Source organism: Micromonospora sp. NPDC047756 (assembly GCF_055587245.1).
The window spans coordinates 19,896-31,884 of sequence record NZ_JBVJGQ010000002.1 but is presented as its reverse complement, the minus strand read 5'-3'; the positions used below and the strand labels follow the sequence as shown (position 1 = coordinate 31,884).

7 protein-coding genes are annotated in these 11,989 nt (G+C 67.8%); 2 read left to right on the top strand and 5 right to left on the bottom strand.

Translation table 11 applies throughout. The annotated features are described in order from the left end of the window. Positions 1-1,908: a DUF2357 domain-containing protein gene (locus tag ACZ6NZ_RS05405; RefSeq protein ID WP_465856000.1), complete on the top strand. Its 1,908-nt coding sequence runs from the start codon at positions 1-3 to the stop codon at positions 1,906-1,908. A 478-nt stretch (positions 1,909-2,386) separates the two neighbouring features. Here ACZ6NZ_RS05405 and ACZ6NZ_RS05400 read toward each other — a convergent pair whose 3' ends face one another. The 5 genes from ACZ6NZ_RS05400 to ACZ6NZ_RS05380 are packed head-to-tail and all read right to left on the bottom strand — an operon-like array spanning position 2,387 to position 9,150. Beyond that, complete coding sequence (locus ACZ6NZ_RS05400) at positions 2,387-3,664, bottom strand: DUF2399 domain-containing protein (RefSeq protein ID WP_465855998.1); 1,278 nt, start codon at positions 3,662-3,664, stop codon at positions 2,387-2,389. Beyond that, a complete protein-coding gene (locus tag ACZ6NZ_RS05395; RefSeq protein ID WP_465855996.1) occupies positions 3,661-6,750 on the bottom strand; it encodes a coiled-coil domain-containing protein in 3,090 nt (1,029 codons plus the stop codon). The genes ACZ6NZ_RS05400 and ACZ6NZ_RS05395 overlap by 4 nt, the downstream gene beginning before the upstream one ends. Beyond that, complete coding sequence (locus tag ACZ6NZ_RS05390; RefSeq protein ID WP_465855994.1) at positions 6,747-7,400, bottom strand: hypothetical protein; 654 nt, start codon at positions 7,398-7,400, stop codon at positions 6,747-6,749. Before ACZ6NZ_RS05390 ends, ACZ6NZ_RS05395 begins: the two co-directional genes overlap by 4 nt. Continuing rightward, the gene (locus ACZ6NZ_RS05385; RefSeq protein ID WP_465855992.1) at positions 7,397-7,936 is read right to left on the bottom strand and encodes a hypothetical protein; all 540 of its coding nucleotides are present in this window, start codon (positions 7,934-7,936) and stop codon (positions 7,397-7,399) included. The genes ACZ6NZ_RS05390 and ACZ6NZ_RS05385 overlap by 4 nt, the downstream gene beginning before the upstream one ends. Continuing rightward, the gene (locus ACZ6NZ_RS05380) at positions 7,933-9,150 is read right to left on the bottom strand and encodes a hypothetical protein (protein WP_465855990.1); all 1,218 of its coding nucleotides are present in this window, start codon (positions 9,148-9,150) and stop codon (positions 7,933-7,935) included. Before ACZ6NZ_RS05380 ends, ACZ6NZ_RS05385 begins: the two co-directional genes overlap by 4 nt. Before the next feature lie 304 nt (positions 9,151-9,454). Here ACZ6NZ_RS05380 and ACZ6NZ_RS05375 point away from each other — a divergent pair, with 304 nt between their 5' ends. Further along, on the top strand, positions 9,455-11,728 hold the full coding sequence (locus ACZ6NZ_RS05375) for a GmrSD restriction endonuclease domain-containing protein (RefSeq protein WP_465855988.1): 2,274 nt from the start codon (positions 9,455-9,457) through the stop codon (positions 11,726-11,728). Positions 11,729-11,989: the final 261 nt, after the last annotated feature.

Sequence of the window (11,989 nt, the reverse complement as noted above, 5' to 3'; positions counted from 1 at the left end):
GTGGCCGATCGGACGGGTGCCGCCGACCCCCTGGTCGTGGGCTCGGTCATCGACACCGCACGGATTCTCGCCCGAGCCGGCGACATCAGCGCTTGGATGACGACGAACATGTTCGTCCCGGACACCGTCGAGCGGGCTTCGCTGCGGGACTTCGACCGGGAGATCCAGCGCGGCGTGGACAACCTCGCGCACGTCTGCCTCCGCCCGCACGACCGCCTCGCGCGGACGGAGGAGGTGGTGCGGGCGGACGTCGCTCGTCGGGTCCCACCGGCCGGACTGGCCCGACTCGCCGGGCATCCGGAGGAATGGGCCGGGGTCGAGCACGGACGCATCCATCCGCAGCGAGTGCTGTCCCTGCGCTACGTCGAGGACGTCGACTTCTACGAGAACCGGGTGGCGGCGCAGCTGGTGGACCGGTTGGACGAGTATCTGACCAGGCGGATCCACGAACTGACCCTGCTCGGCGCGGGCCTCGCCGACATGAGCGCGTTCGTTGGCGCGCTGCACGGCACCAGCTTCTGGCGGCGGCGGGAGCGAATCGCCGAGCTCGTGGCGGTGGCGGTGGCGGACAAGGCAGCGTCGGCCGCCGCCATCGAGGCGACCCACGCGGCACTGACGAACGCGCGGGGCCGGCTACGGGCCCTACGCCACTCCCCCGCACTCACCCACGCCGACCGGCGGGCGCGGGTACCCATGCGGCTCAGGTGGACGAACCTGTTCACCAACGACCGCCGGTACCGGCGCGTCGGGAAGCTCTGGGAGCGCTGGGCGGTGCAGCAGGCGGCGGACACGGACCAGGCACGGGCCGACAGCCGGGACTTTCCCGCCGCCTACCGAACGTACGTCGCCGCGCTGTCGCTGCGCGCCCTGGCGCTGCTCGGGTACCGGCCGGACGACCCGGACGCCCCCGCTCCGGCAGCGGGCACCCAGCTCCGGCTGCGCGGCCCGGCAGAGGAGTTGACGTGGTCGATGAGCGAAGACGGTAGGGTCGGCGTACACGCCGGCGGGACGGAAGTGACCCGAATCGTGACCGACCCGCGAGACCTCGGCGCGGAGGTCCCCGAACCGGTCCGGCAGGGCTGGCTCGCCGATCTGGCGGCGCTGCCCGGTCCGGTCGTCGTCGTCTATCCCGGCCTGCGGGCCACCCGGTCATGGCTGCCCCGCCCGGTACGTCGGGGCTTGCATCCGGCGGGTTTCGGGACGACGGCCTGCCTCGTGCCGATCAGCCCGTTGGAGGTCGAGGGCGAGGAGCGGCTGGGGCGGGCCCTCCGGTGGACGCTGCAGGGCCGGTGGTTCAGCCACGGATACCCCCTGCCGGTGGCGCTGCCCGCTGGGGTGCCGACGCTGCCAGCCAGGAACTGGCTGCGCCCGGTGGGCGGCCGGCGAGTGCTGCTGCTCCGCCGACCCACCCCCGAGGAGCGGTCACACCTGATCCGGGAGGCGGTGGACGGGCACCTAGGCCCGAGCCGGGCCAGTCAGCTTCTGCCGGCAGAGCTGACGGCCGCCCTGGATGCGGCGGGGGCGGCCTTCGGTCGGTTCGACACCTGCCCGCTCTGCCAAGAGTCCGGGGCACGGCTGCACATGCGAGACCGCGATACCTTCCAGGCACGGTGCGGCAACTGCGAGGCCATCTGGGGCAGCCGGGTCTGCTCCTGCGGTGCCCGGTACCCGGTTCTGTGGCCGCACAACGCCGTCATTGACACTGCCGATGGTGATCGAATCGACCGGACAGCCGGTGCGGATGTGTTGGCAATGCCCTGCACCGCCGCTGAGATCACTCCCGGCTCGCGGTTCCGGTGTCCGAAGTGCCAAGAGTGTGGTGGACGACCGGGATGCACCTGCTGGGCTGACCCCGGAGGGCATCAGACAGCGGGAGGCCACAGCGCAGCCTCTGCTTCGGAGACGTGATGCATCGTCATGGTTCGCAGGCCTGCGAAAGCGGTGGCAACGGCCCGGCCCGGCCCGGCCCGGCCCGGGACCATGGTCGGCATGCGTCACTGACCCCGGCTTCGGCGGTGACGGTCGCTTTGGCGACGATGGGATCCCCGATGTCACCCAGCCATGGCAGGCGCGCTGCGGAGCAGGATCGGCCGTCAGCGGTGAACGATCGGCAACCCGCGCCCGCCGCCCCTGCCCGATCCGTGCTGGCCTCGAACCTCACGACCAGCTTCCCGTTGACCCCTGCCCGGCGCGGGTGCGCTGCCGTGCCGACGTGCGGATGAGTACTTTTGGCCCCCAGTGGCTTGCTGCCGCTGTTCAGGGTGGGCGGCGACCGCCGGACGGCCCTCCGAAACGTCCCGGGGCTCCGCTCCGGTGGAGTTCGCCATCTCCACTCTGCTGCCGGCAGGTACGCATATCTGATCGGATAGTTTTGACAGGTAGATAGCTACTTCAAAACAGCCTGAAGGGCGGCGCGTGCGGTGGCTTCCTGCTCTAGCGCGTAGCCCCGGTGCAGGCAGCGTTGCGCGAAGACGCCAACCGGATCCGGGCGTTGTGCGAGCTGCTGGAGGCGGCTGCGGCTGTGAGTGTTGAAGGGCCGGCCTTCGTCGTGCGGCACGGTGCCGACGTCCACGACGTGGATGGTGGTGACCGACGGCAGGTTGTCGTGGATGCGGGCGGTGATGCGGACGCCGCCGAGGTCGGCATCTGCGCAAATGACAACACGGGAGGTCTGCTGCGCCGCCTGGACGATCACTGACACGACGGCGTCGGGCGGCTGCCCGTGGCACCAGACGACCGGCAGATCGGCCCGGGCGTCACAGACCGCTTCGGCCGCCTGCCGGTTCTCCACGACCAGCAGGACATCACCCGGCCCAGTGACGGTCACTCGGGGCAGCATGCGGGGGCTCAGCCGGATGTCATGCGGCCCGGGCATGGCCGACAGGTCAAGGACGGAGCCGTCGGTCGTGTGCAGCAGGATCGGGCCGCCGAGCCCGATGTACGGGTTGCGGGCCACGCCAAGTGCGATAAGTGTCTCGTGGTCGAAGCCCATCGCGGCGAGCAGGTGGTGTACGTCGTCGCGGGCTTTCGTGTCGTTGGCGTGGCTCTGCACAAATGCGCGGAGGGAATCATGGGTTCGGCCCTCGGCCAGGTCGGTAGCGGCGCGCAGCGCCCACAGCAGCCGATTGGGGTGCTCGGTGTTGCGTAGTGCCCGGCTGGCGTCTGGCCAGTCGTCGGCGATTTCCGACGCGATCTGCTCCGCCCTGGTGCGAAGGGTGGTGGTGTCGTCGCGACGGCGGCTTCGGCGCTCTTGCTCGGCTGCCGTGAGGTCGGGGTGCGGGTACACCCGGCGTGGCGGCTGGGCCAGGGCGTTGCCGTTGAGGGTGTAGCCGATCGTGACGCAGCCGGCTTCGGCGAGTTCCAGCATGATGCGCAGCGCGTCGGTGCCTAACCTGCTGCTGACACCGGCCCAGCTGTGCTCGCTGCGAATGACCCAGCTCCAGTCACTGTCGCTGAGCAGCCCGTCCGGTCGGCGGGGAGCCTCGCTCGGTTCTGCGGTGCGGAGCCGGGCCGAGCGCGGTCTCGGTCGGCCTCGGCTGTCGCGGGGGTAGCGGCCGCTGGGCGGCAGTGGTGCGTAGGCGACCAGGCCCGGATAGTCGCGGATCCAGCTCAGGGTGATCTCGGGATCCGGTTCCCCAGGGATGGTGCCGTCGGAGTCGGTCATGTCTGCGGCTCCGGCCGGAACGAGGTCATCCAGTCGGAGAGCAGTTGCACCCGGGCGGTGTCGGCCTCGCTGCCGATGACGATCGGCGCCTGGTTGTACGGCATGACGTCGGACGGGCGTCGCAGCTTGATGTAGAGGCTGGACGCGCCGATGGCGTACCTCTCCATGTCGTCCTGTAGGGCGCCGACGACGCTGATCGCCCGGTCGCGGCCGATGTTTTCGAACAGGGCGACGGCGTCGCGGCGGTGTGCGGCGCCGAGGTTGCGGCCGAGTTCGTCAAGGACCAGCAGCAGCGGCCGGTCCTGGGCGCCGGCGAGTGCCGCGGCGCAGACGAGCTTTACTGCTTTGTCGTCCATTTGGGCGGTGTTGCCGCGCAGTCGGTACGACGACGGCGGCTTGCCCTCGCCGCGCCGCCAACGTGGGGTGATCGTCCACTGCCACGGCTTCTCCGGGTCGGCGGGGGCTTCCGGTTCCGGGAAGTCGAGGTTGCCGCCGTAGCCGCCGTAGGTCTGGTCGAGCCGGTCGAACTCGTCGGACACCTGCCGCAGCTTCGCCTTGATCGCTTTGGCGGTGGTCGACCGCAACGCCTCCGACGTTCGCCGAGCCTCGTCGAGCGCGGCCTTCGCTCCAGTCAGGGTGATCGTCTTCGCCTGCCGCTCCCGCTGGATCTGGGACGCGTTCTCCCGGTCGACACGCTCATGATCGGTCAGAAAGTTCCCAACGATCCGCAACACATCGGGGATCAGCCGCACATATGCACCTCCGGTGCGCCGGTCGGCGCGTTGCTCGTCGACGACGCGCAGTTCCTCCGGCCGGTTCTGCTCCGGGTCACCGGGCGGAAAGCACGCGGCGCGCACCTCGTTGGCCAGCCGCGCGCACACCTCGTCCCACTCCGCCGGCGGCCGCATCGCCTCGCTCTCGTCGAGCGTGAGCAGGTGCTGCTCGGCGGTATCCACCGTTCCGGTCCACTGCGCGTTCAGGCGGGGAAGATCGAGATCTGTACGCTGCTGGAGCAGTGCGTTCCACTGTTTGCGGTTCTCTTCGAGTTCCTTTTTCAGGGTGGCCAGAGTGCGGCGCGCCGTGTCGATCTGCTGGGCCCGGGCGGCTTTCTCACCGAGAGCGACCTCGTAGCCGATCTTCGCCTGCCGCAACGGTCCGTCGAGTTTGCTCAGCTCCCCTTCGATGGCGGAGTTGCGAACACGGAGCTTCGTCACCTTGTCTTGAACCGCACCAGCCTCGGCCTCGGCTTTCGCGCCACGCAGGTGCGCGTCAGCGCGGCTCTTGGTCCGTTCGGCCTCACGGATCCCCTCGTCAGCCTCGTCGTCCTCGCCGGCGGCTTTCTCCAGTTGATCCTGAGCGGCCCGGATTCGGCCAGCACGACCGGTCAGGGCCTCCGGGAGAACGGCGATCCCGTGCACACCAGCCACAGGATCGATATGACCGTCAGCACCGGCTCGCTCTGCCAACGCCGCGAGGAATCGACCCACCGGCAGGTCGGGATCCGCGGCGGCCGGCAGGCCTGGGCCGAGCAGGTGGTCGGCCGGGTCTGCTTCGACCAGCAAGCTTCCAGGTAACGCGGCCAGTAGTTGGACGGCTTCCTGAGCTTGGTGGTGAGCGACGGCGACCGCGTGCCGATAGGGCAGCAGCCGAGCTTCCCAAACGGGCCGCTGCTGTTCGGTCAAGGAGATCGTGTCGACCAGCGGCGCAGCGGTGATGTCGTTCGCCCGTAGCAACCGGACCTGGGCGACCGCGACATCCTCGCCCTTCTCCGCCGCCGACAGCGCCGCCTTGGCAACCCGCAGCGCGTGCTCTGTACGGCCTTTGATCCGCTCCGCTGCCTGGACCATTCTCCCGGCTTCGGCGATCTCCTCCTCGGCCTGTTCAACGGTGCGCCCGTCCGCGACGGCCGCGACGGCTTGAAGGGTCCGCAGCTGTCCACCGAGGGTTTCGATCGAGCCGACGTTCTGATTCTGCTCGACCTTCAGCGCGCTCTCGACGGCCTTCTGATCCTCGTACGTCTTGATCCGGGTTCGGCAGCTCTCGTCGAACGCCTTGTCGTCGGACAGCCGATTGACCTTCTCACCGGCTGTCTCGATCTGCGCGTCCAGTTCCTTGCGCCGACGTTCCTTCTCCTCGACGTCTTGGCCGATCCGCTCGGATTCGTGGAAGCCGTCGACCAGGTACCGGGCGCAGCGGCTTCGCCAGCTGTCACGCGCCTCGGCCAGCAACGTCCGGGCACGCTCCCGTGAGGCGATGCCGTCCTCCACCACCTTCATCCGGTCGTCCCACAGCTCGTATTCCTCTTCGGCCCGCGCGGCCCGCCCGGCATGTTCGTACTCCTCGGCCCGGGATTTCTGTTCCTGTTCGATCTCGGCGGTCAGGCCGGTCAGCGCACCGATGGCCTCGAAGATCCGTTCCGGGGTCAGCTCGTTGAGCGGCTGGGCGAGCAGGTTCGCGGTCGGGCTGGCCCGTACCGAGGTCGACAGGAAGGACACGCACCTGACCGTCGAGCCGTACAGGGTGCGGGCGAGCCGGTTGGCGCGGATGTCGGTGCGGCCGTTGCTGCGCGGCAGAGCATCCCACAGGCCGTCGGCGCCGCCGGCCCGTTCGTCCTCCGCGTCACCGAACGGCACGTGCAGCCGATGGGCCCACCGCAGCTCCACATGCGGGCTCTGCCGGTTGATCCGCAGCCACACTGTCAGCGCCGACGCATCCAGCTCCTCCATGGTGGCGGCCTGCGGCGGCACGAACACGCCGATCAGGTAGCCGCGGTCGGCGTTGGCGTGCATCGTCTCCTGACCGGCGAGCTCGGCGGTGAACAGCAACTCGGCCGCTGACTGCGCCCCCGACTGCAACCGCCATTGCTCGTCGGCGTGCAGCAGGCTCAGTCCGGCGATGAACGACGACTTGCCGGCACCGTTGGAGTCCGAGGGCCCCTGTCCTGCCACGGTGATCAGCCCACGAGCGGTGATCGGCACCGGGTGAGTCGACAGCCGCGAGATGTTGACCATCTGGATGCCGGCGAGGACGTGCGCTCCGACGATGTCCTCGACGACTCCGTCCGACGGCACGGCTACAGACGTCAACGCTGCCCTCCCACGCGGTTGTGCCGGCGTTCCCGGATCGCTGCGGCCAGCGGATGGTCGGGTCCCGCGGCGAGGATCAACTGGTCCTGCAACTGCTCGCGGGCGGCCGGAGTCAGCCGCGACATCTGCGGGCCCGGGACGTATCCGCTGTCGTGGTCGCCGCCGCGAACCGTTCGGAGCAGCCCGCACGCGGTCAACCGGCCCAGGGCCGCTCTGACCTCGCCGACCGGCACCTTGCTGTCACGGCTGACGTCTTGCAACGTGGTTGGGTACGGGCTCTCCCAGGAGTCCGCGGCGATTTGCTCCTCGCTGCGCGGGATCGCCACCGAGTGGACCAGCACTAGGACCAGAACGGCCCGGTCGGCGAGCGACAGCGGCTGCCACCCGGTCTCGGTGAGCTCAGTCCGTACGGCGTCGTCGAACCCGGACGTGAAATGCAACTGATCAACCGTCACCAGTGTCCGGCCGGTTCGGCGAAGTAGCTCTTCCAGCCGTTCACGGCTCGTCGCATCGCTCAGCGCGGGCAGGAACTGCCGGTGCACCGGGCCACTGTTGTGCTCCAGCAGCGCGTACGCGGCTTCGACCAGCTCCCGCTGCCGATCGGGCAACGTCCCGAGCACCTCTTCGAAGATCGAATTCGGGCGGTTCACGACCCCTCCGGCCGGTCCTCAGCGGTGTCGGGGATCAACCGCCACAGCTCCCGAAGCGTGCTCAGCTCCAGCGACCCGAAGGACGCGATCCGCGGACCAATCCGCACCGTGTCCGCTCCCTCCAGCAAGACCCAACCGGATACCGAAAGGCGCCGGAGCCCCGCGGACAGCAGTTGCTGACGACTTACCTTGTTGCGGCCCTGCACCAGCCGTTGCAACACCTGACCGACATGACCGGTCGAAGCCGGCAGCCCGGGCCATGGATCCGTCGCGGGATCAGGCCAGCAACACCGCAAAGTCGCGGCCAGCACTCGCAGAGTTCCCTTGCTGTCCATCATCGAAGAGCCCGGCACCCCGTACTCGATCAGAACAGCCGGTCCCGCGCTGTCAGGCAGGTTCGGGATCAGCCACACCGCCCTGGCGTCAGCCTCCACCAGACGACGCAGCCCGGCCGGTGTCGGTCCACCAGCGGAGACCTGCTGCGGACCGCCGGACCGGATCCGCGCCCACCACAGGGCCGCATCCCGCTCGTTCACGCCGCCTCCTGCTGGTCCCGGCGGAACCAGCCGTTGGAGACCCACGTCCGCGTGGACGTCACATCGACACGCCACCCGTCACCCCAGGTCACCGTGTACGGCAGCTCCGGGCGTAGATGAATCGCGGTCACTTCCGATAACACTCGCCGACTGGTCGGCCAGTCACCCGCGTCGGCGAGAAGCTGCGCCACCGTGACCACATCCCGCCCGGCAAGCAACTCCTCCGCGCGCTGAGCCAACAGCATCGCCTCTGGGTCGACGTCAACCTCCGTCGGCGGAGGCTCCTCGTCGACACGCGGTCGCGGCGGCGGCACCCGGCCACTATCGGACTGCAGTCCTTCCTCCACCGCGTCCAGCAGATCGTCGGCGGTGAAGAATGGCTCCGGCGCGTCGAACAGCAAACCGTCCAGCGCCTGCGCCAGCCCCTCGGTACTGCTGTCCCGCGCGAACGTGCGCCACCGCTCGGTCGGCAGCAACCCCAGTGCACGCGTCTTACCAGCGTGCGCCAGCAACCGCCCGGCCGCGGTGTTCAACGCGTCGCGATAGGCCGCCAGCGCCATCCGGAGCTGCGTGCACTCCGGCAACAACTGCGGATGCCGGTCCGCGGCCGCATTGTGATACACCCGCGCCTTGTCGACCAGGTCGCTGTTACCCAGCAGCGGCTGGGCCTGCGTCCGCAAGGACTCGACCGTCGCTGACTTCGCCAACTGCATGATCGGATTCGCCAGCAGCCGGAAAACCGTCGTCATCTCCAGCAACTGCTCGCGCACCACCTCCGGGGTCGTGTCATCGTCGTCCAGCGCCAGCCGGGCCATCGACAACGTCCGATGTAGCTCTGCCTGGCCCCCGGTCTGCGACAACCGGCGCAGAAAAAGCAACATCACGTACGGCGCGAACGTCGCCTGGTAGAACATCTCGTGCGGCCGCTCGTTGACCCGGGTCACCGCACGGTACGACCGCAGCACCTCGAACCGGCGCCGGACCACACCCGCCGGCACCGCCGGACATGCAAGCACGGCCTGTTCGATCGTCATCCCGGCTGGCCCCGCGTCAGCGAACGCCTGCAAGATCGACTCGTCGACCCCGACCGAGTCCGCATCGTCCACCATCGCGTTGGCGTTCCGCGCCAACACCGCGAAGACCTGCCGGTAGATCCCGAGAACAGCCGATTCCGCAGCGTAGTCATCGAACGTCAAGGCCGCTGCATCGCTCATAGGAGGTCGACAATATCGCGGCAAGCCAGCAAGCAGGAGACCCTTCAGCCGCGGGATGCGCTGCGTGTCGTCTTGGGCGCCATGAGTCCTCGCCGGAGGGCCGAGCATGCCTAATAAGAAATTCGGACTGGCACCGTCCGATCCGGATCAAAACGACATCGCCGTGCAAGGTAAACGCGCCTACGAGGGCTCCGGCGGTGTCGACAGTTGAAGGTGCCTAGAGAGCGGCACAGCGTGGTACAAGTATTGACCAACGCGTAGCGTCGATCGTCCACGCCGCCCGTCGTCCCGAGGAGCACCGGCTGTGCCGCCCACCCTGTACCGCGACACCGGTTACTCGTTGAACCACCTGATCGAGGACATCAAAGTCGGACGCATCGGCCTGCCCGACATTCAGCGCCCCTTCGTCTGGTCGGCCGCCAAGACGCGGGATCTGTTTGACTCGATGTACCGCGGCTACCCCATTGGCACGCTCATGTTCTGGGAGACCGGTGCGGAGGTCGGCACCCGCCAGATCGGCCTGGAGTCGGCCGGTCGTGCACCACAGCTGCTCATCGTTGACGGTCAGCAGCGGCTGACCTCGCTCTTTGCCGTGCTGACCGGCCGCCCTGTGCTCACCAAGTCGTTCGAGCAGCGTCGCATTCGCATCGCCTTCCGCCCGGAAGATCAAACCTTTGAGGTGACCGACGCGGCCATCGAGCGCGACGCTCACTTCATCCCGGACATCACGACGCTCTGGTCGAGCGGCTACAAGACCACCGTGCGTCAGTTCTTCGACCGACTTGACCAGGCGACGGACCAAGAACTGTCAGACGCGTTCAAGGACGATCTCGAGGAACGCATCGACCGCGTGCGCGACCTGCGCGAGTTCCGGTTCCAGGTCGTCGAGCTAGGCGCGGCGGCCGACGAGGAGCAGGTCGCCGAGATCTTTGTCAGGATCAACTCCGAGGGCGTCAAGCTCAACCAGTCCGACTTCATCCTCACCCTGATGTCGGTGCACTGGGAGAAGGGCCGCCGCCAGCTTGAGGACTTCAGCCGGGCTGCCGTCGATCCCACCGTGACCGGCTCCAGCCCGCGCAACCCGTTCCTCGACCCCAGCCCGGACCAACTCTTGCGGGTTGCCGTCGCGGTCGCGTTCCGCCGCGCCCGGCTACAGCACGTCTACAACATCCTGCGGGGCAAGGATCTTGAGACCGGTAGAGTCAGCCCTGAACGCCGCCAGCAGCAGTTCGAGCGCCTGGCCGCAGCCCAGGAGAAGGCACTCGACCTGGTCAGCTGGCACGAGTTCCTCAAGTGCATAGCCACTGCTGGCTTCCGCAGCCGGAAGATGATCACGTCGGACAACGCCCTGATCTTCAGCTACACCCTCTGGCTGATCGGTCGGCACGATTTCGGCCTTGAAGTGACGGCCCTACGCCCAGTCATCGCACGGTGGTTTTTCATGTCGCACACCACCGGTCGCTACACCAGCTCACCGGAGTCGCAGCTCGAATCCGACCTGGGACGAGTCGCAGGCCTTTCAACCGGCGACGGCGCTGCCTTTGTCGCGGAACTGGACCGCATCGTCGCCGCGAACTTCACCGGAGACTATTGGGACATCTCACTCCCGAACCGGCTGGACACCTCGTCGTCCCGCTCCCCGGTGCTCTTCGCCTATCTCGCCGCGCTGAACATCCTCGACGCCGAAGTGCTCTTCAGTGACCTGCGCGTCAAAGATCTACTAGATCCCTCAGGTGCGGCGCCCCGCTCCATCGAGCGCGACCGCCTGTTCCACCGCAAGCACCTCGAGTCACTGGGCATCTCGGGGACGCGGCAGATCAACGCGATTGCGAACATGGCGTATGTCGAATGGCCGCCAGCTGAGCGCAACAACGCTGACGCCCCGCGCGACTACCTACCCCGCATCGCAGAGGTGATCGATCCGAATACCCTGACCCGGCAGTCCCGCTGGCACGCACTCCCAGTCGGCTGGGAGCAACTGGACTACGCCACCTTCCTCGAGCGACGCCGACAGCTCATCGCCCAGGTAGTCCGGGACGCCTTCAACACCCTCGCCGGCGAGCGCAAGAGATACGTGCCGGCGACCACCGAGGACCTGATCGCCGCGGGTGAATCGCAGACCACCGAGTTTAAGTCCAGCGGCCGATGGAACCCTCACACCAGCCAGTACGACCCAAAACTTGGGCAGATCCTCGTCAAGACCGTGTGCGGCTTCCTCAACGCTGAGGGCGGCATCCTGCTCATCGGCGTCGAGGACGACGGCCAGGTCCTAGGCATCGCGGAGGACTTCACCACCCTCGGCACGAAGCAGAACACTGACGGTTACGAGTTGTTCCTCCGGCAGCTACTAGACGACAACCTGTCCGCTTCGACCGCGCAGACCGTACGCATCCGGTTCCCCCAGGTCGCGGGTAAGACGCTATGCCAGGTCAGCGTCGCGGCATCCGGCCGAGCCATTTTCGCGAAACCGGCCAAGGGCGGCCCCGGAGCATCGGATTTCTGGGTCCGTGTCGGCAACGCGACCAAGCAGCTCCACGGCGACGACCTCATCAAGTACCGGGAGGAGCACTGGGGGTGAGATAAACATCAGGCCACACGGGGTCCACCCGATTCCCTGCGTGCTCCTCCTCTCGTGCGGTGCGGCAGCCACACTGGAAGTATCGATAGTGTCGCCCATTCTGATGCCACAGCTCCTGTCCACATCGGCTACCGTGACCGCGCGGACCTAAGAGAAGCTCTTGTCGAGCCCTATTCAGGATTTGTCATTGGCTGTCAAACCCCTTGGCACCCACCGCACCCGAAACTAACTTGTCGTTGATTATCAAAAGTTGCGTTGAAC